Source organism: Citrobacter sp. VF227 (assembly GCF_052950715.1).
The window spans coordinates 340,595-363,631 of record NZ_JBRFVF010000001.1 but is presented as its reverse complement, the minus strand read 5'-3'; the positions used below and the strand labels follow the sequence as shown (position 1 = coordinate 363,631).

The following is a 23,037-nucleotide window of genomic DNA, read 5'->3' as shown; positions in this document are numbered from 1 at the left end:
TCAAAGCGGCTGTTGTCTTAGCGTCCGCACGAATAGGTTATCTGCTGCATCGCTTTCGCTTCATCCGTCACGCTGAACGGCATAATGCAGGTACTGGCTTTGCCTGTTACATCATGGGTGGCAAACAGCTGGCCTGTTTTTGTATTTACCCGGGCGTAGACCATTCCACCTTGCCCTACCATGCCGACGGTATTGCCCTGACTATCCGTTACCGTCGCGCCGAAGGATAAACTTACTTCTGGTCGCGCTGGCGTCAGCAGTAGGGCATAGCCTTGATGCGTGGCAAATTCCGCCACCACTACCGCACCTGCGCGCGGCACCACATTTTGAGTGGTATTTTCGAGTTCAACCTGGTGAGACAGATTTTTCGGATCGAGGCTGACCGAATTTCGCTGATAAGGCATTGAGGCAGGCATGACAGCATTGCCCCAGCGGTCCAGTTTTAATCCCGGATAACTCAGCACTTCCGCACCTGCAGCACCTGGGGCATTCACTACCACCCAGGTGTCACTGGTATAAGGCGTAAAGGTTACTCCGTGTGGATGCGCCACTATCGAACCTGACAACCCACCAGACAAGGTATGGTTATCCCGACCTACACCTACAGACGCATTGACGGATGTCCATGGTGAAAGGTACTGACCGCTTACGCTACCGGTACTGCCACTTTGTTCACTGTGGGTTCCCGAAACGCCCCAGCTCATCTGCTGCTTATCTCCGGCAGTTCCGGCCAGCGCTACCTGCTCAGCCAGGCCACCGTTATCATGGGAAACCGAACTACTAAACGTGACAGGGCGCTCCTCACCCAGCGGCAAACTGAAGGAAACCAGCCAACTGGTTTCCATGTTTCCCTCTGGGGCACGGTTACGCGTAGCGGTCAGGGTATAACTCAATCGTTTCCAGCGGTTTGAGTAACCAAACTGGTATTGCATGTCGTTCCCATTGCGATTCCAGTAATTCTGCGAAAGCCCGGTGGCAGAGAATGTCCCCCAACCTTCCGCCAACCCCTGACTTAACGTCAGGCTGTATCGGTTTTTGGTCCGGTACAGTAACCCGGCATAAATCGCATCCCCTTTCTGCAAGTTCTGGTATTCCATGGCCTGAGCAAAATCCAGATAATCACGCGTGGAGAAACGATATGCGGCCAGCGCAATATTGCTCTGCGTGTCAGAAATGAGTTTGTTGTAGGTAATGCGATAACTTTGCCCGCTCAGTTTGTCTCTGCTCGTGGAGGTCATAGCCTGGGTCACATCCAGCGCCACGGCACCCAGCGGGGTCGATACCGCGCTGCCGGCCTGATACGCCTGATAGCCATCGCTAAATTGGGTTCCACCATATAACGTCAAGAAGTTAGTAATACCCTGCTGCCAGGTCGCCTGATAAAAAGGCTGACCGTCACGCCCATTCGACTGACGGTATTTTCCTGCCACCGCTTCATAACGCGATGCGCCAGGACGCAACAAATCTGCTACCGAGGCGTAAGGCACAAGGAATGTGCTTTCACTACCGTCCGCTTCGCGTACGGTCACGCTGAGGTCGCCACCATAACCGGTAGGATAAAGATCGTTAATAACAAAAGCCCCTGCCGGAACGGTAGTTTCATAAATCACATTCCCGCTCTGCCGTACGGTGACGCGCGCATGGCTGCGGGCGATACCGCGGATTTCAGGTGCATAACCGCGCTGTGATTCAGGCAACATTTGATCATCGCTGAATAGCGAGACGCCGGTATATGACAACGAATCAAAAAGACGTCCTGAGGTATTAGCTTCACCCACCAGGAAACGACCGCGAACAGAGCTGACATCATGCTGGAGGTAAGTATTAATGCTTTGATAACGATTGCCGCTTCCGGTCTGATTGGTCAGGCTACCGTTATGTCGCAGATACCAGCCTCCAACGTTAAGCCCGCTGTTCAGACTCAAATACTGTGAGTTAAACGTTTCACCGCCAGACGATGATTGATAGGCACTGGCGTTGTAACCCATAAATGCCGCCAGACTGCCATCCTGCCAGAGCGATGGCGACACGGTACCGCGCGCCGTTTTCGCGAGATCCTGCTGGGGTACGGCAATAACCAGCTTTTGCTCGCTGTTATTCCATGTGAGTTTTGCTGATGGGATCACCTGCTCTACGGGCACGCAGTTGCCGCGGGTCAGCTTATCCGTGTCGTGCAAAGCGGACGGCATAATATTCAGGTGAGCCAGCAACTCTGGAGTCATGCAGGCAACAACCGTCCCTTGAGACGTTTTATTGAATGTCATTTTCTGCGTTGTCACCAACTCATCATTTAGCCAGATATCCGCTAAATACTCTCCCGCCGGCAAGTTGTTCCCCTGCCTGAACTGCTGCAGGTCGATACTCGCTGTATACGCGCTGTCAAGAAATGTGATGTTGAACTCAACGTCATCGTCTGGCGCTGCCTTTGCCATAACAGGTATGATCAGTAATGACGCATATATCCAGGCAACGGGCTGCCCTGCCGACAGCATTTCAGCAAGATAAGTTTTACGCATGAGTATCCCCTGGTATTACAACCGGTTTACAGGTTCTGTAACCGATGAGCCGTAATCGTTAATCGCTTCCACGGTAAGGCCATCCGCCACTACACCAGAGGGAAGCGTCAGATCGAGACTGCCGTGCGGTGCCAGCATATCGGCGGGGATCGTTGTTTTTTTGCCTGCGTGCGTCGCGGTTACAGCCACGGCAGAAACGTAGTACGCCGTCGGATTACTCAGGATGATATGATTACCCTGCGCCTGCCAGCGCAGCTGCGCGATTGCCGTACGAGCGCCTTTGTCGTCAAGTGTGACAGGGCGATAAAACAGCTTGATCCGTGATCGAAAGGCCACCTGTACCTGATTTGTCCCTTTCTCACCTACAGGCGGGATTTCCAGCACGTTTAACCAATAAACGCTCTCTCTGTCGGCGGGCAAAGCAGTCCCGGTATATGACAGGCGTAACGTTTGTCCTGCGTCGGCATTCACCCGCGTCAATGGAGGAGTCAGCACAAAAGGAGTGCGCATTGCGTCAGGTTTAATTTCTGGATTACCGTCATCGGTCCAGCTTTGCAGCAATACCGGATATTTTCCTGGATTCGTAATTTGCACGCTGATATCTTTTTCCGCAGCATGATAAATGACTCGGGTGGTATTGATTTGAATACTGGCATACGTCGCTGGTATTCCCGTAGCCAGTAAAAGCGCTGTAGCAGAAAAGAATCGGTGCAGTTTCATAGTATTATTGCCTTTAAAACAGAATATTTAACGATATGCTCTTTATTTTTATAAAATCCGGAGAGGAAGGTTCGACATAAAACCTTCCACTCCGGCTTGTTACGAAGCAAGAAAATTACTGGAGTTTATAGAACACTTTGAAAATGTTTATCTATATTATTCGGAGAAATACTTTTACCAAATTTTCTTAAGTAATATTCTGATATCAGTTATAGATCAACGAATACGTTACGCTAGACGCAACCGCACCAGCAGTAGCTGCCCCCGTTGCATAATAGCGTACGGCATATGGCAGAGTTGCATTACCACCACTAATAGGCACGTAGTTACCCGTGTTCTGCGCAATGTCGCCAGCCTTAATTGGCGTATTCCCGGAACCGTCAACAAGCTCCAGCACAACATTGGACGCACCTGTTGTATTGGTATTAACAAGACGACCATTACTGTCTACATTTGCTCCTCTTTCAAAAAAGGCCTTAACAGTGCCCGCGCCTGCTGGGTTAGTCGACGCACACCCAGTGACATCCATTTTAAAAGATGTCTGACCCGCGACATTACCTGCGGTACCTAAAATATTTGCCTGAACAGTTGGCAGCGTCACAGCCGCCGCAGTACTACCTGTTGCGCCATTAATCGTAGCACTACAGGTCTGGTTATTTACCGCACCGGTAAAATTAATAGTACCATTTCCGGCTGCCTGAACAGCAGAGACAGCAAATACGCTGCTGAATGCAACGATAGCGGCGATTTTTTTCATTATGTTGTTCCTGATAAAAATATAACGAGTTGTTGTGCATTTCAAAAAGAACAGAGTCTCTCTGAGAAGCTGAATCGATTATCAACAGGCTAAAAATTAAATCAACAACTATTTAATCAACGAAAAAAACTGAAAACATAATTATTTCCTAAGATTTCCTCACTGATAATAACTTACGCGACAAATATCTCATCAAAAATTTCAATTGGTATCGTTTAATGAAATTTTTGTAATCCCCATCCACTAAAAGCCTTCATTTTTTCATGGTTTTTATATAGCTTTATTTATAACTTTTTTTACAGATTGGATCAAAAATGTTATATGCAGAAACAGGTAAAATGCACTTAGTTTTATATGTCGTTAGAGATAATGGTGGTGATAATACCCATGGGGACTACTTTCATCATGATGCTATTATGGTGTGTGGTGTAATTCTATAGTTTTATAATTAAAAAAAGTATAGTTTGCACGGGTGAACTACGGAAAAAAACATAATTTGTATTACAAAATAAAATAGCTCAGGGAGAGTAACCTCTCCCTGAATTAAACACCTTTGCGGCCTGCTAAAATAAAAAGCTTATAAATGAATATTAAGCATTTTTTAGCACAGTGGTTTCACGGCTTCACGCATGCCTTTTGCCAGGATGGCATCCAGATCGGCAGAAACCTGCTCCACCAGCCCAGAAACCTGGGTCAGGTCTTGCTCCCAATGTTCTTTGACCGCCAGTACAGAACGCACCAACGCCTCAGTACTTATCTGGCGATCGCGATGTTGGCTCCACAGTTGTTGGAAACGTTCAATCCAGTGCGCATCATCCTGGACCGGATAAGACTCACCGTTACGCTCCCCGCGGTAGAACGCAATCAATGCCGCCAGCGCAAACGTCAGACGTGCGGGCAATTGACCGCTGGCCTGTTGCCCGGCCAGCAGTTGCGGCAATATGCGGGTACGGAATTTAGTCATGCCGTTCAGGGCAATCGACAACAACTGATGCTTGATGTACGGGTTGCAGAAACGCCCCGTCACCGCACTGGCAAAGGACGCCAGCTCATCGCGCGGTAAATCCAGTACCGGAATGATTTCTTCATAAATGGCTTTTTCAACAAAGGCACAAATTTCCGCATCATTCATTGCTTCACCCACGGTGTCGAGCCCTGCCTGCCAGGCAACAGGAACCAGTGCGGTGTGTGCGCCATTGAGAATCGCCACTTTCCGTTCTTTATACGGTTTGATGTCATCAACAATCAGAACGTTGAGCGGATATTTATCCAGACGCAGTTCCGCAGCTAACGACTTCGGTCCCTGAATAACAAACAGATAGAAGTGTTCTGCCGTATCAAGAAATGCATCGTGGTAACCCAACTCAGCTTCAAGTTTCGCCACCTCGTCACGCGGATAACCGGTAACAATGCGGTCCACCAGCGTGGAACAAAATGCGTTGGCCTGATCCAGCCACTGAATAAACGCCTCCGGTAGCATCCACTCCTGAGCGTAACGCAGAACCAGTTCACGCAGCGCATCACCATTGTAATCAATCAGTTCGCACGGAATGATAATCCAGCCTTTATCTGACGCGCCATTAAAATGGCGGAAGCGTTCGAACAGCAGTCGGGTCAGTTTAGCCGGATAACTTACTGCTGGCGCATCCTCAAACTTGTCGCCCGCGTGATAGCTAATGCCTGCTTCAGTGGTGTTAGAAAACACAAAACGGATATCCGGATTATGCGCCAGCATCAGGAACTCATCGTATTCGCTATAGACGCTGATTTCGCGGTTAACCGAACGAATCAAACGGGCATCGCTCACGGCTTCGCCCTGCTCATTCAAACCACGAATGATGGTGGTATAGAGACCATCCTGGGTACTCAGCGATGGCGGGAAAGTACTTTCGATAGGACGAACAATGACCACACCGGCGTTCAGATCGGTATGTTCATTCAGCAGATCTACCTGCCAGTCAACAAAAGCGCGCAGGAAGTTACCTTCACCAAACTGAATAATGCGTTCAGGATACTGAGCACCGGGGAAATCGCGACGATTTAGTGTTTGCACAATGGGTTCCCTTTTTAATTAGTCATACAACCTGATTGAATTGGTACAATAGGTTATCAAACTTTAATACATTGAAACCCTGTTTTGATCAATCCCCAGCAACAAATTAGAGGTATTTATAGAAAAGTGTGGTCCCGGTCAGCGTCCCGTCTGGCATTTTGGCATAATCGGGTATCACGCCTACTTTTTGCCATCCGCAATTGTGGTAGAACAACTCAGCGCCACTGCCCGTCGCTGTATCGAGCACCAGCAACGTTTTACCTTGCTCACGTGCGCAGCTTTCCAGTTCGCTCATCAATTTTCTGGCAACGCCGCCCCGCCGTGCCGAGGTGTGCACCAGCAGTTTAGCGACATCCGCACGATGAGGCTGATTTTCGGGTTGATTGAGAATAAGCTGGACGGCACCGACAAGCGCCCCCTGAGCGTCCTCCGCGCCCAGAACAATCCTTTCACCACGAGTAACACTTTGTGCGACGTCCAACCAGAATGGCCGTGATTTATCACGATTAAAAGGTGACATAAAGCTAACGGAAGCGCCGTTATTGACGCATGTTTCAAGGATATCGCTGAGCTCGTCGACTCTCGACAGAATCTGTGCCGCGCTCAGCACAAAGCAGGGGGTAGAGGAAACCATTTTTTCTCCTTAGATTGACGCCTTCATACTGCTTTTAACAAAAGCACAACACAAGGAGTCGTATCATAGGATTATGTTATCTATGGCTTATTCATTTGGAGCACTAACCAGTGATAAATCACCATAACAACGTAACGTTGTTGTTCGTTGCTTAACGCCACACCCTGAGGGATATCATGCCATTTCGCCAGACATCCCCGACAGCAGGTTGCCGTGGCATGTTGAGCGATAAATACCGGATGTCCGCGCATGGGGGTCTGTTTGCCATCATTGGCAGGAAACGCCGGAGCCAGTCGTTTAGCAATAAAATCCACAGCGTGTTGTTCAATAACCGGCGCACCTTTATCCAGACAATATTGTCTCTCTTTGTGACCAAGACGAAAGCGCGAGCGGAACGTTGATTTCGCCAGCCGTGCAAAAAGAGGATCGAGCCTATTCATCAGTAAACCGAGCGCCCCAGCTGTTGCGTTAATTGCTCCAGCACCGCGATGCCGGCCAGTGAGTTTCCCGCCGGATCTAACTCAGGACTCCAGACGGCAATCGCCATCTCGTGGGGAACGATAGCCACAATACCGCCACCGACGCCAGATTTCGCCGGTAAGCCAACCCGCCAGGCAAATTCCCCTGCGTTCTGATACATGCCACTTGTCGCCATCAACGCGTTGATCTGCCGGGCCTGCATGGGTGTAACCACCGGCTCCGTAAGATGAAAAGCATGCCCTTGATTTGCCAGAAAGACGAATGTACGCGCCAGTTCCACACAGCTCATTTTCAGGGCGCAGTAGTGAAAATAATTTTGCAATACGGTGGTCACGTCATGATGGAAATTGCCAAAGGACTTCATTAGCCAGGCGATAGCCGCGTTACGTGCTGAGTGCTCAAACTCAGAGCGCGCCACCGTCGCATCATAGGCGATATCCGACACGCCGCTTAATGCCCGTACCACTTCCAGCATCCGTTGACGCGGTGCGCTCAGACGCCCTTGCAGCATATCGCAAACCACCAGCGCCCCTGCATTGATGAAGGGATTACGTGGGATCCCCTGCTCCATTTCCAGCTGCACCAGGGAGTTAAAAGGATGACCGGAAGGATCTTTACCGACGCGTTGCCAAATCTCATCTTCCTGATAGTGACGCATCGCCACGACCAGACTGAGCACCTTTGAAATTGACTGAATAGAAAAGCGCTCTTGCGCATCCCCCGCCTGGTAGTGCTGTCCATCAACGGTGCAAATGGCAATACCCAGTTTTGAACCGTCGACGGAGGCTAATGCAGGAATGTAATCAGCGACTTTACCTTGACCAATCAGCGGACGAACCTGCTGCACAATGGTCTCTAAAATTGAATTGTTCATGGCCCTGGCCACAACATGCTCCTTGCTCGCAGGTATGAAAGGCCTGCGAGTATAACAGAGCTGAATACGCAGCGTCAGGCCGGAAGGCGGAATCTGGCTATAGCATGCATAAGCTGGTGAGATTCATAATATACAATTTCGACAGGTGCCCCCGACGGAGGCACCACACCATCAGAGGCGGTTTTTCCAGACAGTTTGCACGTTACAGAACTCATGCAGACCAAAGTGTGAAAGCTCGCGGCCAAACCCACTTTTCTTAACGCCACCAAACGCAACGCGGGCATCGCTGGCGCTGTAGCCATTGATGAATACGCCCCCACATTCCAGGCGTGCCGCCATCTTCTGAGCCAACGCTTCATCCGCCGTGAATACCGTGGCTGATAAACCGAAATCACTGTCATTAGCCAGTGCTAAGGCATGTTCCGCATTCTTTGCCACGGTAATCGCCGCGACCGGACCAAACAACTCCTGACGGAACGCCGTCATCTCCGGGGTGACATTACCCAGTACCGTCACGGCATAATAGTTGCCCTTACCGGCAATTTTTTCCCCGCCGAGAAGCAACCGCGCCCCTTCAGCAAGGGAGGCTTCGACCTGCTGGTGCAACTCATCACGCAGATCAAATCGCGCCATCGGACCCAGATCGTTTTCTTCGTTTAACGGATCGCCCATTTTCAGCGCGCTCGCGGCCGCCACAAAGCGTGAGGTAAATTCTGCCGCAATCCCTTCTTCGATTATAAAACGCTTGGCTGCCGCACAAACCTGCCCGGTATTTTGATAACGTCCGGCAACCGCCGCTCTAACGGCCAGCTCGAGGTCGGCATCATTAAGGACAATAAACGGATCGGAACCACCCAGTTCAAGCACGCATTTTTTCAGCGCTGCGCCCGCCTGAGCACCAATCGCCGCACCAGCACGAACGCTGCCCGTCACCGTTACGGCTGCGATACGTGGGTCATTGATCATCTGACTCACCCCGGCGTTATCGGCATTCACCCAACCGTACACACCTGCAGGTACGCCGGCATCAGCCAAAACCTGCGCGATAATCGCAGCACAGCCGGTTACGTTAGGCGCATGTTTTAACAGATAGCCATTTCCGGCCAACAGAATTGGAATGGCGCCACGCAGTACCTGCCAGAGTGGGAAGTTCCACGGCATGACCGCCAGAATGGTTCCTACGGGGCGATACTCAATCACCGCCTGATTGTTTTCCACCAGCGTGGGTTCCGGATTGAGCATCTCCGGTCCATGTTCGGCGTACCAGTCACACAATGCGGCTGATTTGGCCACTTCAGCACGCGCCTGCTTGATGGGTTTCCCCATTTCACGTGAGATACACTGCGCCATCTCTTCCGCGCGATTACGCAGAGCCTGCCCGATATCACGCAGCGTTTGCGCACGGTGCTCAACGGAAGTGTGTTTCCATTCGCTGTAACCATTCGCGGCAAGGGTCAGTGCATGAGTAATCTCTTCCGCGCTGGCCCACGGCATCGCCGTTAACATTTCGCCATTAGCAGGATTGACAGAAATCGCATGTGTTGCTGCAGTGATAGTCATAGTTGCCTCTCTTTATCGCAGGGTATGGTTATATCATGCGCATATTTACTCTTTCTGAAAAATGAATAATATTAACCACTCCATTCACGAATAGAGAATATTATGGACCTGACGCAACTGGAAATGTTCAATGCCGTCGCGGAGACGGGCAGTATTACCCAGGCTGCCGCGAAGGTGCATCGTGTGCCATCCAACCTCACCACCCGCATCCGCCAGCTTGAGGCCGACCTTGGCGTCGATCTGTTTATTCGTGAAAACCAGCGTCTGCGGCTTTCCCCGTCCGGCCACAACTTTTTACGCTATAGCCAGCGGATCCTCGCACTGGTTGATGAAGCGAGAATGGTTGTCGCCGGGGATGAACCGCAGGGATTGTTTTCACTTGGCTCGTTGGAAAGCACCGCCGCCGTGCGCATTCCTGCGACGCTGGCTGAATATAATCAGCGTTATCCCAAAATTCAGTTTGCGCTGGCGACCGGTCCTTCAGGCACAATGCTGGATGGTGTGCTCGACGGGACGCTGAACGCTGCCTTTGTTGACGGACCGATTACCCACCCAGGCCTTGAAGGAATGCCGGTCTACCGTGAAGAGATGATGATTGTCACTCCGTACGGTCATCCTCCCATCCAGCGGGCCAGCGACGTTAACGGGTGCAGTATTTACGCCTTTCGGGCCAACTGTTCCTACCGCCGCCATTTTGAAAGCTGGTTTCATGCCGATCGCGCCATGCCCGGCACTATTCATGAAATGGAGTCGTATCACGGGATGCTGGCCTGTGTGATTGCCGGCGCGGGGATCGCGCTGATCCCACGCTCGATGCTGGAGAGTATGCCAGGACATCATCAGGTCAACGCCTGGGCGCTAAGCGAAAACTGGCGCTGGCTGAATACGTGGCTGGTATGGCGCAGAGGCGCAATGACGAGGCAACTGGAAGCGTTTATTGAGGTATTGAACCCCCAGTTGTCGCAGACCAGGGATTAACTGGCAATAGTCAGTTGGCAGGGTAGCTGTTCCAGTTGCTCGCGCACGTCTTCATTGAGATGCGCATCGGTCACGATATCCGTCAACGCATCCAGATGTGTAACGTTAAACAGTGACCATGCGCCGTATTTCGAACTGTCCGCCAGCAGTACCCGACGTTTGGCATTAGCAATCAGGTCGCTTTTCAATCCGGCCTTCTCTTCAGTCGGCGCGGTGATCCCTCGCGTTATGTCCCAACCGTTGCAGCTCAAAAACGCGATATCTGGCCAGACGTTCTGCAGCAGTTTACGTCCATGTTCACCGATGCAGGACTGACTGGAATCATCGATACGTCCGCCAATAATGGTCACTTCAATTTGTTTAAACTCAGAGAAGAAAAGCGCAATGTGCAGATCGCTGGTGATAACCCGCAGCGGCAGATGGGTGAGCTGACGAGCCAGCTCAATCATTGTCGTCCCCGCGTCGAGAACAATAGCATCACCGGCTTTCACCAGGTTTGCCGCCGCACAGGCGATAGCCTGCTTTTCCAGCAGACTACGCTGCATTTTCTCATGCGTGGTAGGTTGTGAAGGAATAAACCGGTTAAGCGTGACGCCTCCGTGGGTACGGCTGATGACACCTTCCTGGTCAAGCTTGATCAGATCGCGACGAATGGTCGCCGGAGAGGCCTGAGTCACAGCGACGAGCTGTTCAACTGTCGCCAGATTATGCCCTTTCAGATAATCCATAATCTGTTCTAACCGATTATATCCCTTCATTTTATTCCCGCGTAATTTGCATTGCTAACTGGATAGACACCGCCATGCTCTCAGACTTGGCTTTTCCTGTCCAGGCAATATCAAACGCCGTACCGTGGTCCGCAGAGGTGCGAATAAACGGCAATCCGGCGGTGATATTCACCCCATCATAAAATCCCAACAATTTTAGCGGAATATGGCCCTGATCGTGATACATCGCCACCACCATGTCGTACATACCTTCGTGGCACTGCATAAATACCGTATCCGGTGGACAGGGTCCCGTAACATTTACCCCTTCCGCTTGCATTGCACGCACCGCAGGTCCGACAATCGTTATCTCTTCCTCGCCAAACAGGCCATTTTCGCCGGCATGGGGGTTGACGCCAGCAACCGCAATACGTGGATTATCGAACCCTACCAGACGCAGGAAATCATTCGCCACCTGAATGACCGTTTTTACACGTTGCTCGCTGAGCGTATCAAGAAATTTGCGCAACGCGATGTGGGTGGTAACGTGAATGACTTTAAGCTGATCGGTATAAAGTACCATCGCGTAGTCTTTGCTGTTGGTCAGTTGTGCCAGCAGTTCGGTATGTCCGGGATAATGATGTCCCGCCAGATGCAACGCTTCTTTATTCAGCGGCGCGGTAGCAATAGCCTTAACTTCACCACTTAGCGCCAGTGCTGTAGCGCGTTTTATGCAGCGATAGGCCAAATCTCCCGCCTGCGCTTGCACCACTCCTGGCTGAAGAGCGGTAGGATCGGCAAGCGGTTCATCAATCACGTTGATAACACCCGGGGCGAATTGCGCCAGGTCTACGCTGTCGATAACCCGAAGTTCCGCTGGCGGTGTGACATTTAATGACTGGATACGACGCAGCGTTTGGGCACATCCCACAACCACAACCGGCGCGCCAGAGAGTTCTCCCTCCACCAGCGATTTAATAATAATCTCAGGTCCAATACCGGCAGGATCGCCCATTGTTACTGCAATAATGTTATTCACTCATGTTCTCCTCGATAAAATTTAAAACCTGACGCAACGTCGTTTCGTCACCGAATCCCCCTGCCTTTGTCATAACCGGGCGTTGCCAGTCGCCACCGACAAAATGACCGTACGGCACGCACTGGGCCACACGGTCGGTAATTCGAAATCCTGTTGCCTTAAGGGCGTCTGCAACCGCCATCGCCACATCGCCACCAGAGAGATACAGCGCGCCTGGCGATACCTCTTGCAAAACCTGGCGGATAAGCTGTCCAAGAAACAGGCAGATTTTTTCACCGAGCTGAACGCGATTCATCTCCATGCGCACGCACAACTGCGGAATATGATGGCGCGCTTCACTGTCGGGACTTGTGTGAACGATGCAGTGTTTACCAGAGGCGAGGATTCCAACAATGCGCTGCACGTACGCTGTTGAACCACCGCTGAAAATATTCTCGATATCGATGAATACCATCCCCACTTGCGGGTTCTGGTACACAGCGGCAACCTGTTGTTGAGCGATTTCACTCATTGATCCCACAACAGCCAGCAAGCGCTGGGAAGAAGGTGCCCGCACATGGCGCGCCAGTGCATCACAGATTCCGGCTGACCCCACCAACAACGGCAGCTCATCCTGCATCAGCGCTTGAGTAACAATCACATCAAGGTCAGCGTCAGTCCGCGCATCCACAACCCAAATCTGCGGCGTCTCAACAACAGGCTCATGCAGGTGCTGCGTGTAGTCATTTAGAGACATCGACCGACACGCAATGGTGGTTTGCGCCTGTATCACTTCACAGATATCAGCACTCATCACCGGTGTTTTAGGATCGCTGGCAAATTCGGTATGCGTTACCGGAACGCCGTGAATCAGGCATTGCCCTTGCTCGGTGGTACGGCCTGCGGCAGGATAAGTAGCCGCTAAAATGGCACGTTTTTTGCCCGTAACTCGCATCAACGCGTCCAGTTCCGCCCCCGGATTACCCCGCAATGTTGAATCGATTTTCTTCAGCCACTGCGTCTGAGGTTCTGCCTGACAGGCAAGAGCCAAATCGCTTACCCTCGCCGCGGCTTGTTGAGCATCCAGTGCCCGGCTATCGCTGTTTATGACCAGCACATCTGCATCATCGGCACAGGGCAATGTGAAAGCGACGTTCACCGTCATTCCCGTCATCGCCAGACTCACTCCCGCATCATTTCCCCCCGTAAAGTCATCAGCAATGACAAGGATCTGGGGTCTTACAACATGTCTACTCATCCATGCTCCGGGTTGTTGAATTTTGATAATGATTATATTCAATCACATTTGATTAAATGTGAGCAAGCTCAATTTATTCAGTTCCGAGATAAATTATAAATTTAGCCCATGATGAAATCGCTTTTGAAACGAAATGAGCGAATTCAATCACTCACCTACAGGAGAATGTTGTGGCAACAATCAATAGCACCGTGATTAGCGGTTCAAATGCCATCCCCGCGCTGGAACCAATACTGACAGGCAAGCACCAGCTATTGCTGGTGACCGATAGCAATATCGTCAGGCTGGATGCAGTGGCGCAGATCCGCACCTTGCTCAGTAACGATGGCCGCCAGGTCACACTTATTGATAGCGTGCCTGCCGAGCCGGGTCATCATGACGTTGCGGCACTGTTAGAAAGCGTTAAAGGTCTTAACGTAGAGATGGTGATAGGTATTGGTGGTGGCAGCGTACTGGATGTAGCGAAGTTGCTCTCAGTCTTATGTCATCCTGAATCCTCTTCTCTTGACGCCATGCTGGCAGGCGAGAAACCGCTGCACCGCGTAGCTTCAGTGCTGATTCCAGCCACTGCAGGGACGGGTTCTGAAGCAACTCCTAATGCGATTCTGGCGATCCCGGAACAAAACACCAAGGTCGGCATCATTTCTCCGGTGCTATTACCCGATTACGTTGCCCTGTTGCCGGAACTGACGACCAGCATGCCAGCGCATATTGCGTCATCAACCGGAATAGATGCGTTATGTCATCTGATTGAGTGCTTTACAGCCACCATCGCCAATCCGATCAGTGACAATGCGGCGCTCATCGGGTTACAGAAGTTGCTGAAGAACATCGAAACCTCGGTTAATGAACCGAACAATTTGCTGGCTAAACTGGAAATGCTGTGGGCGTCATATTATGGCGGAGTCGCGATTAATCATGCCGGAACACATCTTGTCCATGCACTCTCTTACCCACTCGGAGGTCGCTATCACCTGCCTCATGGTATAGCCAATGCCATTCTGTTAGCCCCTTGCATGAAAGCTATCCGTCCTCATGTGGTCGACAAGTTCGCTCAGGTCTGGGATCTGTTGCCTGATGCCGATCGGACCCTGAGTACCGAAGAAAAATCATTCGCGCTGGTGGAATACTTCTCCGCACTTGTGAAACGACTCAACCTGCCCGATAACCTGGCAACGCTCGGGGTACCACCCACAGATATTTCCACTCTCGCCGATGCCGCGCTCAACGTAAAACGTCTTATTAACAACACACCCTGTCAGGTAAGCCATGACGATGTTGAGGCTATTTATCAAACACTTTTTCCAGAACTGATTACCAAAGGAGTGAATCATGAGTAAGAAAATTTGTGGTGTACTGACGGCAATCGTCACCCCCTTTGACAACGAAGGGGCGCTAAACCTCCACGAGCTCAAAAATCAGGTTAATCGCCAGCTAAACGCCGGCAACGGCATTTTCTGCGGCGGTACGAACGGTGAGTTTTTTGTGCTTAACGAGGAAGAAAAAATAGCAGTGACCCGCACCTGCGTTGAGGAAGTCGCTGGACGGGCAAATGTGGTTGCGCATATCGGTGAAATCTCAACCCGTGAAACCATTCGTCTGGGCAAGCAAATTGAAAAAATGGGCGTCGATGCCGTATCGGTGATTACCCCGTATTTTGTTCCGCTCAAACAGCAGGAACTGATTGCTCATTATACCGCGATTGCCGACGCGCTATCGGTGCCGGTATTTCTCTATAACATTCCGGCACGTACGGGTAACACCATTGAACCAGAAACCGCAAGCGTACTGGCGACGCATCCCAACATCATTGGTATCAAAGACAGCGCCGGGAGCTATGAAAGCCTCGAAGGTTTCCTCAACGCCGTCAAAGATATCGAAGGTTTTGATGTGCTAAATGGGCCGGACTCGCTGATTCATCAAGGATTCGTTGACGGTTGTTCAGCCTGTATTTCCGGTTTGGCGAACGTAGCGCCAAAAGAAATTAACGCTATCTGGACGCGATTCAAGGCCGGTGATGTTGTCGGATCGCGTGAAGCGCAGGAAAGCGTCACGGGTTTGCGAACCGAGCTCTATAACGTTGCGTTCTCGCCCGCCGCAGTCAAAAAAGCATTGCAAATCATGGGACATGAGGTAGGCGCAAGTCGTTACGCCGTCACGTTTAGTGAGCAACAGGAAAATACTATCCGCCAGATAGTGTCGCATCTCGCCCACTAAAGGATTTCTCAATCGTCACAAGAATACCCGGGAGCCTAGCGCCCCCTGGATTCGTACGCCCTGGAGGGCGGCTAAGATGAACTCATTTACCTCTTCAGACACTCTGATCATTGTAGGGATCGTGATTGCCTATATTATTTTTACAACCTGGCTCACTTTCCGCCTACGCAGTAAAAATGCTGGCGATTTTATGGAAGGCTCGCGTGCCATGCCTGCCTTCATCGTCGGTATTCTCCTTATGTCCGAATATATCGGCGCCAAATCGACCATTGGTACCGCTCAGGCAGCATTTGAAGGCGGAATAGCCGCATCCTGGTCTGTTCTCGGTGCCGCTATAGGTTTTCCTCTGTTCGGTCTGATACTGGTTAAACGTATCTACAATACAGGGAAAATCACTATATCGGGTGCCATTGCCGAGAAATATGGCAACAGCACAAAAAACATTATCTCTATCATCATGATTTACGCCCTGCTGCTGGTAAACGTCGGAAACTACGTCAGCGGCGCCGCGGCGATTTCGACAGTACTGCAGGTCAATTTACCTGTTGCCGCCTTTATAACCGCCATTGTGAGCACCTTCTATTTTGCCTTTGGCGGCATGAAAGGCGTTGCCTGGGTAACGATGCTGCACAGTGCCCTAAAGTACATTGGTCTGTTGATCATTATGGGGTTTGCTCTCTCAAGAACCGGCGGTTTCTCACCGATGATTGAACAAATGCCAGACTTTTACTGGACCTGGGATGGCAACATCGGCGCGGGTACTATCGTCGCATGGCTCATCGGTACCATTGGTTCTATTTTCTGTACACAGTTTGTGATCCAGGCGATTTCATCAACTAAAGATGTCAAATCCGCCCAACGATCAACATGGATCGCCTTCTTCTTTTGTTTACCAATTGCTTTTGCTATCGCCATTATCGGTGTGGCGGCGAAGTTTCTTCACCCAGAAATTAACAGCCTGTATGCAATGCCCATTTTTCTGCAGGATATGGACCCATGGCTGGCCGGCCTTGTGACAACGTCACTTGTAGCCTCTATTTTTGTTAGTGTCAGTACCGTTGCTCTGGCTATCGCCTCACTGGTGGTGAAAGATTTTTATGTGCCAATGCGTAACCCTACCAAGGAACAGGAGTTTAAAGCGACTCGCTGGATCTCCTTGTTCATTGGCTTCCTGCCGCTGATTTTCGTCCTGCTGGTACCGGAAGTATTAAAGCTCTCCTTCTTTACCCGTGCGATCCGACTCTCCATTACCGTCGTCGCCATTATCGCCTTCTATGCGCCGTTCTTTAAAAGTACTCGCGGTGCAAACTGTGCCCTGCTGGGTGCCTGCGTAGTGACATCCGTTTGGTATCTGCTGGGTGACCCGTTCGGTATCAATAATATGTACATCGCCTTGCTGACGCCTGCGGTGATTATGATTCTCGACCGTCTAATCCCTAACAAATCCCAGCAAGCTACTCCCAAACCTGTCGAAAATAATGGAGTCTAAAATGACCGTAACCGTAAATCGCGATGGCATGCTGCGAAAACTCGAACAAGATGAGCGTGTGGTTATTGCCATGCTGCCTTCAGAATGCCCGCAGAATCATGCCGCCAATATTATGCCTCTGCCCGATGGCTCACTGATGTGCGTCTGGTTCGGCGGTACTCAGGAAGGCATCGCAGACATCTCAATCTGGAGCTCACGTCTGCGCCCAGGAAGCGAGCGCTGGAGCCAGGCTGTTAAACTGTCTGATGATCCGGGTCGCTCAGAGCAAAACCCTGTGCTGTTCCTCGCGCCAGATAACGTCTTATGGCTGCTTTGGACCGCCCAGATCTCTGGCAATCAGGACACGGCTATTGTGCGTTATCGTCAATCACATGACCTTGGGGAGAGTTGGGGCGAGACAGGTACCCTGCTGGATAAACCGGGCACCTTTATCCGCCAGCCAATTATGGTGATGGACAATGGCAACTGGCTGCTTCCGGTTTTCTATTGCCGCACACGTACGGGCGAAAAATGGGTCGGTAATGATGATATTAGCGCAGTCAAAATTTCATCCGATCGCGGTAAAACCTGGCGTGATGTGGAAGTTCCGCAAAGTCTTGGCTGCGTTCATATGAATATTACACCGCTGCTGGACGGCTCACTTATCGCCCTGTACCGCAGCCGTTGGGCCGACAATATCTGGTACAGCACGTCCATCGATATGGGTGAAAGCTGGTCGGCACCACAACCAACGACATTACCCAATAATAATTCCTCAATTCAGGTTACTACGCTGGATGATGGCAGGCTCGCGCTGGTATTCAACGCGATGAACGCGACCGGAGCCAGTGAGCGCCGCACATCACTGTATGATGAAATTGACGATGGCGATGATGACCGCATCCAGCCGGTAGTGACATCAGGCCGTTCGGCTTTCTGGGGCGCACCACGCGCACCGATGACCGTCGCCCTCTCTGCCGATGGGGGTAAAACGTGGCCCTGGCAGCGTAATCTTGATGAAGGCGACGGTTATTGCATGACCAACAATTCACAAGAAAAACTCAACCGTGAGTTTTCCTATCCCAGTATTAAACAGGGTGCTGATGGTCAATTGCACATTGCTTATACGTATTTTCGTCAGGCCATTAAATACGTTCGCCTCACTCCGGAATGGATTCAGGAGGATCACTGATGATTATCGGTAATCTTAACGTTCTCGATCTGGCAGGGTTACCCTTCTGTCTGCAGGATATACTGCGCGATCCCCGCTGCCATCTCGCGGCCTTACAGGCACGAGAAGATGGCCGATGGCAGCCTGATAATGTCGACTGGTTTTGTACTCTTGGCCCAGCGCAAACCCAGCAAGCCTCGCAGCGTCATACTGAATACCATCGCCAGTGGGCCGATATACAGGTGGTTTTGACAGGAGAAGAGCGTATCAACGCGGGGGGAAAATCTGCTTTTTTCAACGGTGATGAAGAACGCAAACCCGACCTTTTTATTTCTACACAGGCTGAACTGAATGTCACGATAACGTTACGAGCTGGAGATTTTGCCGTCTTTATGCCTGGTGAAGCGCATCAGGCATTATGTGCGGTCAGCCAGCCGGGAACAGTCCGCAAAGCCGTGTTCAAAGTTCCCCTGTCATCTCCGGAGGTTTAAATGCGTCACGCGATTGTCACCGGAGCCAGCTCCGGGATCGGCGAGGCCATTGTCACTCAGTTGCTCAATGACGGCTGGCAAGTAACAGGTTTGTGCCGCTCCTCCGTCGCACGCAGCGATCCTGCGTTTTGCTGCGTGAATGTGGATCTGAGCGACAACTCATCTTTATGGGAGATAATGCCAACGCTCGCCACACCTGACGCTATTATTCATGCCGCAGGTATTATGGCTGCGGCACCGCTGGGGGAATTGAACGCCGACATCAGCCAGCGATTATGGCATTTACATATTGAGGCCGTCGAAACGCTGGTCAATTACTTTGCTCCCCGGATGGTCGCTGGCGGGCGGGTGGTAGCCATCGGAAGTCGAACCTCTCGTGGTGCGGCTGGTCGTTCACAGTATGCGGCAACCAAAGCCGCGTTGGTGGGAATGATCAGAAGCTGGGCCGCAGAACTTGCACCAAAAGGGATTACAGTGAATGTGGTCGCCCCAGGCGCTACGCAAACGCCAATGCTGAAGATGCCTGGCCGTGAAAGTTCTCCTCCCAACGTGCCACCCATTGGCCGCCTGATTAAACCTCAGGAAGTCGCTTCGCTGGTCGCCTGGCTGGTATCAGAAAATGCCGCTGCGGTAACCGGGCAGGAGTTAGTCATATGCGGCGGGGCATCGTTGCGCTAAATCCCCATCCGGGCGAGATACCCTCGCCCGGAATTTCATTAATAATGAAATAGTTAAAAATACGAAGAATGTTCGGCAGCAAATTATGTCATCCAGTCAATGAAATGCGATCTGAATCACAAAATGATTGTATTTTCGCCAGCAAACGTTTTAAGATCGTGCCCTTACCTTTTCGCAGCTAATCCACCTATTAGATATGACAACAGACACTGTTTCCCGCAAGGTCGCGTGGCTACGGGTAGTTACGCTTGCTATTGCCGGTTTTATTTTTAATACCACCGAGTTTGTCCCTGTCGGTTTGCTTTCCGACATCGCACAAAGCTTTAATATGCAGACCGCTCAGGTCGGGATCATGCTGACGATCTACGCCTGGGTTGTGGCCTTGATGTCGCTACCCTTCATGCTGCTCACCAGCCAGGTAGAACGCCGCAAGCTGCTGATCTGCCTGTTTGTCGTGTTTATTGCCAGCCACGTACTCTCTTTCCTGGCATGGAATTTTACCGTGTTGTTGATTAGTCGTATTGGTATAGCTTTCGCACACGCCATTTTCTGGTCGATTACCGCATCGCTGGCGATCCGCCTTGCTCCGGCCGGGAAACGCGCGCAGGCACTCAGTCTGATTGCGACCGGCACCGCGCTGGCGATGGTGCTGGGGCTGCCTATCGGACGCATCGTCGGCCAGTATTTTGGCTGGCGCACTACCTTCTTCGCCATTGGTATGGGGGCGCTAATTACTCTGCTTTGCCTGATTAAGCTCCTGCCAACATTACCCAGTGAGCATTCCGGTTCATTAAAAAGTCTGCCGGTGTTATTCCGCCGTCCGGCGTTGATGAGTCTGTATGTACTAACGGTGATTGTGGTCACCGCGCATTACACGGCCTATAGCTATATCGAACCGTTTGTGCAGACTGTCGCCGGGCTGAGCGCAAACTTTGCTACCGTACTGTTGCTGGTTCTGGGTGGTGCGGGTATTGTCGGGAGCGTCATATTCGGCAAGTTGGGTAATCAACATGCCTCCGTACTGATTAGCAGCGCCATTGCCCTGCTGACGATATGTCTGGTGCTATTACTGCCCGCCGCTGGCAGCGAAATGCATCTGGCTGTCCTGAGTATTTTCTGGGGCATCGCCATTATGTTGATAGGTCTGGGCATGCAGGTAAAAGTGCTGGCGCTGGCCCCGGATGCCACCGACGTCGCTATGGCATTGTTCTCCGGAATCTTCAATATCGGTATTGGCGCTGGCGCCCTGGTGGGCAATCAGGTGAGTCTGCACTGGTCAATGTCTACGATTGGTTACGTAGGCGCAGTGCCTGCCGTTGTAGCGTTGATATGGTCAGTGATTATCTTTCGTAAATGGCCGGTATCGCTGGAAGAACAGCCCCAGCATTGATAAAAAGTGCCCGGTAGACCATACCGGGCACCTTGCTTTACGCGTAAGTCTTAATAATTTCCAGCACGCCGTTTATAATAAACTGCACGCCCATACACACCAGCAGGAAGCCCATCAGACGGGAAATCGCTTCGATCCCCCCTTTGCCGACCAGGCGCATGATCCCCCCGGAACTGCGTAAACAGCCCCACAGAATAACCCCAACCACCGCAAAGATAATCGGTGGCGCAACCATGATCACCCACTCTGGAAATTCGGAGCCATGACGCACGGTGGAGGCCGAACTGATGATCATCGCAATCGTACCCGGGCCTGCAGTGCTTGGCATGGCCAGCGGGACGAAAGCAATATTGGCCGTTGGTTCGTCCTCCAGCTCTTCTGACTTGCTTCTCGCTTCCGGAGAATCATGCGCCTTCTGCTGTGGGAACAGCATGCGAAAGCCGATAAACGCAACGATTAATCCACCTGCAATACGTAATCCGGGAATAGAAATCCCGAACGTATTCATTACCACCTGCCCGGCGTAGTAGGCCACCATCATAATGGCAAAAACATAGACAGATGCCATGAGTGACTGACGGTTACGCTCGGCGCTATTCATGTTGCCTGCAAGGCCGAGAAACAGCGCCACGGTGGTTAACGGGTTTGCCAACGGTAACAGGACTACCAGCCCCAGTCCTATTGCTTTAAACAAGTCCATCATAATGTCATCTTTCCTGTGCGTTTTTCGTCAACGGCAAGTATAAGGGCAAACTCAAGGGTTAAGCCATGTTGTCGATGTAAGGATTCATTAGCTCTTTTTTCGCATAAACCCAACGGATCAGAATGTTAAAAACACGCTCTGCCTGGCGTGCTCCTGATGTTTTAGCAAAACGTGGCATTTGCTGACCCATTCATTTGACTTATATTTGCCTAAGCAATAATATCAGCCGTGACTAACTACTTGCCAGGGCAACCATTGTGAAAAGCACCAGTGATCTGTTTAACGAAATCATCCCACTGGGTCGTTTGATCTATATGGTTAATCAGAAAAAAGATCGTTTACTAAACGACTATCTGTCACCGCTGGATATCACGGCATCGCAGTTCAAGGTGCTCTGCTCCATCCGTTGCGCGGTGTGCATCACCCCTGTCGAATTGAAAAAAGTGCTGTCTGTCGATCTCGGCGCCCTGACGCGGATGCTGGACAGACTGGCCTGTAAAGGCTGGATTGAAAGGCTTCCGAATCCACATGACAAGCGAGGCGTGCTGGTGAAACTCACCGAGCATGGCGCAGCAATTTGCGAGCAGTGTCATCAATTAGTAGGGCAAGACCTGCACCAGGAACTAACAAAAAACTTAACGGCGGATGAAGTCACCACGCTTGAGCATTTGCTTAAGAAAGTCCTGCCGTAAACAGAAAGAGGTATGACGATGTCCAGACGCAATACTGACACAATCACTATTCATAGCATTTTGGACTGGATCGAAAATAACCTTGAATCGCCGCTCTCGCTGGAAAAAGTGTCAGAGCGTTCAGGTTACTCCAAATGGCACCTGCAACGGATGTTTAAAAAAGAAACCGGTCATTCACTTGGTCAATACATCCGCAGCCGTAAAATGACTGAAATAGCGCAAAAATTAAAAGAGAGTAACGAACCGATCCTGTATCTGGCGGAGCGTTACGGCTTTGAATCACAGCAGACGCTGACCCGAACATTCAAAAACTATTTTGATGTTCCGCCGCATAAATACCGTATGACGAATATGCACGGCGAATCACGTTATTTGCTGCCACTCAATCAATGTAATTGCTAATCGCCAGTTAACGACGTAACCGAGGAAATCATGAAACTTCTGTCATATGCAATGCTGGCCCTGATGTTTGCTTTTTCGGGCCAGAGCATGGCGGAACAAACCGCGCAACCTGCTGCCGCACAAAACAATCGCGACGCGATGATTATGCCCTCAGCACACGATCAGTCCCCGTTTGATTTTAATCATATGGGCGCAGGTAGCGACAAGTCCGATGAATTAGGCGTGCCTTATTACAATCTGCGCAACCTTTAATTTTATTGCCCCGTCACT

23 protein-coding genes are annotated in these 23,037 nt (G+C 51.0%); 11 read left to right on the top strand and 12 right to left on the bottom strand.

Annotated features, from left to right (window positions below; all coding sequences use genetic code 11):
• Nucleotides 1-17: 17 nt before the first annotated feature.
• From ACU8YC_RS01860 to sad, 8 genes are all read right to left on the bottom strand, one after another.
• The gene (locus ACU8YC_RS01860) at nt 18-2,516 is read right to left on the bottom strand and encodes a fimbria/pilus outer membrane usher protein (RefSeq protein ID WP_446894948.1); all 2,499 of its coding nucleotides are present in this window, start codon (nt 2,514-2,516) and stop codon (nt 18-20) included.
• Nucleotides 2,517-2,531: 15 nt separating this feature from the next.
• Complete coding sequence (locus ACU8YC_RS01855; protein WP_053088687.1) at nt 2,532-3,236, bottom strand: fimbrial biogenesis chaperone; 705 nt, start codon at nt 3,234-3,236, stop codon at nt 2,532-2,534.
• A 205-nt stretch (nt 3,237-3,441) separates the two neighbouring features.
• Nucleotides 3,442-3,993 carry a fimbrial protein gene (locus ACU8YC_RS01850; RefSeq protein ID WP_003843639.1) on the bottom strand — a complete coding sequence of 184 codons (552 nt, stop codon included), beginning with the start codon at nt 3,991-3,993 and terminating at the stop codon, nt 3,442-3,444.
• A 601-nt stretch (nt 3,994-4,594) separates the two neighbouring features.
• A complete protein-coding gene (locus tag ACU8YC_RS01845; protein ID WP_210905069.1) occupies nt 4,595-6,046 on the bottom strand; it encodes a tagaturonate reductase in 1,452 nt (483 codons plus the stop codon).
• Between the two features lie 106 nt (nt 6,047-6,152).
• Nucleotides 6,153-6,680 (bottom strand): GNAT family N-acetyltransferase, encoded by a 528-nt coding sequence (locus tag ACU8YC_RS01840; protein ID WP_187252455.1) that lies wholly within the window; start codon nt 6,678-6,680, stop codon nt 6,153-6,155.
• 80 nt (nt 6,681-6,760) lie between these two features.
• Nucleotides 6,761-7,120, bottom strand: coding sequence for a DUF4186 domain-containing protein (locus tag ACU8YC_RS01835; protein WP_151219182.1), 360 nt, complete (start codon nt 7,118-7,120; stop codon nt 6,761-6,763).
• Complete coding sequence (gene glsB, locus ACU8YC_RS01830; protein WP_151219181.1) at nt 7,120-8,046, bottom strand: glutaminase B; 927 nt, start codon at nt 8,044-8,046, stop codon at nt 7,120-7,122. The genes ACU8YC_RS01835 and glsB overlap by 1 nt, the downstream gene beginning before the upstream one ends.
• 159 nt (nt 8,047-8,205) lie before the next feature.
• The gene (gene sad / locus ACU8YC_RS01825) at nt 8,206-9,594 is read right to left on the bottom strand and encodes a succinate-semialdehyde dehydrogenase (RefSeq protein WP_370618363.1); all 1,389 of its coding nucleotides are present in this window, start codon (nt 9,592-9,594) and stop codon (nt 8,206-8,208) included.
• Nucleotides 9,595-9,696: 102 nt separating this feature from the next.
• Between sad and ptrR the strand changes: the two genes are divergently transcribed.
• Nucleotides 9,697-10,572, top strand: a complete 876-nt coding sequence (gene ptrR, locus ACU8YC_RS01820; RefSeq protein ID WP_151219180.1) for a putrescine utilization regulator PtrR — start codon at nt 9,697-9,699, stop codon at nt 10,570-10,572.
• On the opposite strand, the gene ACU8YC_RS01815 is transcribed toward ptrR, so the two are convergent.
• From ACU8YC_RS01815 to dtnK, 3 genes are read right to left on the bottom strand one after another with little or no spacing between them, the layout of a single operon-like run.
• Nucleotides 10,569-11,330: a DeoR/GlpR family DNA-binding transcription regulator gene (locus ACU8YC_RS01815; protein ID WP_151219179.1), complete on the bottom strand. Its 762-nt coding sequence runs from the start codon at nt 11,328-11,330 to the stop codon at nt 10,569-10,571. The two genes, ptrR and ACU8YC_RS01815, sit on opposite strands and share 4 nt — an antisense overlap.
• Before the next feature lies 1 nt (nt 11,331).
• Nucleotides 11,332-12,318: a D-threonate 4-phosphate dehydrogenase gene (locus ACU8YC_RS01810; RefSeq protein ID WP_423390744.1), complete on the bottom strand. Its 987-nt coding sequence runs from the start codon at nt 12,316-12,318 to the stop codon at nt 11,332-11,334.
• Nucleotides 12,311-13,555: a D-threonate kinase gene (dtnK, locus tag ACU8YC_RS01805; RefSeq protein ID WP_446894947.1), complete on the bottom strand. Its 1,245-nt coding sequence runs from the start codon at nt 13,553-13,555 to the stop codon at nt 12,311-12,313. Before dtnK ends, ACU8YC_RS01810 begins: the two co-directional genes overlap by 8 nt.
• A gap of 170 nt (nt 13,556-13,725) precedes the next feature.
• On the opposite strand from dtnK, the gene ACU8YC_RS01800 reads away from it, so the two are divergent.
• The 7 genes from ACU8YC_RS01800 to ACU8YC_RS01770 all read left to right on the top strand — a co-directional run bounded on the left by ACU8YC_RS01800 (nt 13,726) and on the right by ACU8YC_RS01770 (nt 20,970).
• The gene (locus tag ACU8YC_RS01800) at nt 13,726-14,895 is read left to right on the top strand and encodes an iron-containing alcohol dehydrogenase (protein WP_414077853.1); all 1,170 of its coding nucleotides are present in this window, start codon (nt 13,726-13,728) and stop codon (nt 14,893-14,895) included.
• Nucleotides 14,888-15,772, top strand: a complete 885-nt coding sequence (locus tag ACU8YC_RS01795; RefSeq protein WP_252838371.1) for a dihydrodipicolinate synthase family protein — start codon at nt 14,888-14,890, stop codon at nt 15,770-15,772. The genes ACU8YC_RS01800 and ACU8YC_RS01795 overlap by 8 nt, the downstream gene beginning before the upstream one ends.
• Before the next feature lie 76 nt (nt 15,773-15,848).
• Entirely contained in the window at nt 15,849-17,261 is a 1,413-nt protein-coding gene (locus ACU8YC_RS01790; protein WP_151219174.1) for a sodium:solute symporter family protein, read from the top strand.
• 1 nt (nt 17,262) lies between these two features.
• Nucleotides 17,263-18,432: an exo-alpha-sialidase gene (locus ACU8YC_RS01785; RefSeq protein ID WP_278237938.1), complete on the top strand. Its 1,170-nt coding sequence runs from the start codon at nt 17,263-17,265 to the stop codon at nt 18,430-18,432.
• Complete coding sequence (locus ACU8YC_RS01780) at nt 18,432-18,902, top strand: YhcH/YjgK/YiaL family protein (protein WP_151219172.1); 471 nt, start codon at nt 18,432-18,434, stop codon at nt 18,900-18,902. The genes ACU8YC_RS01785 and ACU8YC_RS01780 overlap by 1 nt, the downstream gene beginning before the upstream one ends.
• Nucleotides 18,903-19,580, top strand: a complete 678-nt coding sequence (locus ACU8YC_RS01775) for an SDR family NAD(P)-dependent oxidoreductase (protein WP_151219171.1) — start codon at nt 18,903-18,905, stop codon at nt 19,578-19,580.
• A 196-nt stretch (nt 19,581-19,776) separates the two neighbouring features.
• Nucleotides 19,777-20,970, top strand: a complete 1,194-nt coding sequence (locus ACU8YC_RS01770) for a sugar transporter (protein ID WP_151219170.1) — start codon at nt 19,777-19,779, stop codon at nt 20,968-20,970.
• 37 nt (nt 20,971-21,007) lie between these two features.
• Here ACU8YC_RS01770 and ACU8YC_RS01765 read toward each other — a convergent pair whose 3' ends face one another.
• Nucleotides 21,008-21,673 (bottom strand): MarC family NAAT transporter, encoded by a 666-nt coding sequence (locus ACU8YC_RS01765; protein WP_151219169.1) that lies wholly within the window; start codon nt 21,671-21,673, stop codon nt 21,008-21,010.
• A gap of 257 nt (nt 21,674-21,930) precedes the next feature.
• Here ACU8YC_RS01765 and marR point away from each other — a divergent pair, with 257 nt between their 5' ends.
• The 3 genes from marR to marB are packed head-to-tail and all read left to right on the top strand — an operon-like array spanning nt 21,931 to nt 23,019.
• Nucleotides 21,931-22,365 (top strand): multiple antibiotic resistance transcriptional regulator MarR, encoded by a 435-nt coding sequence (marR, locus tag ACU8YC_RS01760; RefSeq protein WP_040231108.1) that lies wholly within the window; start codon nt 21,931-21,933, stop codon nt 22,363-22,365.
• Nucleotides 22,366-22,383: 18 nt separating this feature from the next.
• Nucleotides 22,384-22,767: an MDR efflux pump AcrAB transcriptional activator MarA gene (gene marA / locus ACU8YC_RS01755; protein WP_003032424.1), complete on the top strand. Its 384-nt coding sequence runs from the start codon at nt 22,384-22,386 to the stop codon at nt 22,765-22,767.
• A 30-nt stretch (nt 22,768-22,797) separates the two neighbouring features.
• Complete coding sequence (gene marB, locus ACU8YC_RS01750; protein WP_151225441.1) at nt 22,798-23,019, top strand: multiple antibiotic resistance protein MarB; 222 nt, start codon at nt 22,798-22,800, stop codon at nt 23,017-23,019.
• The last annotated feature ends 18 nt before the right edge of the window (nt 23,020-23,037 follow it).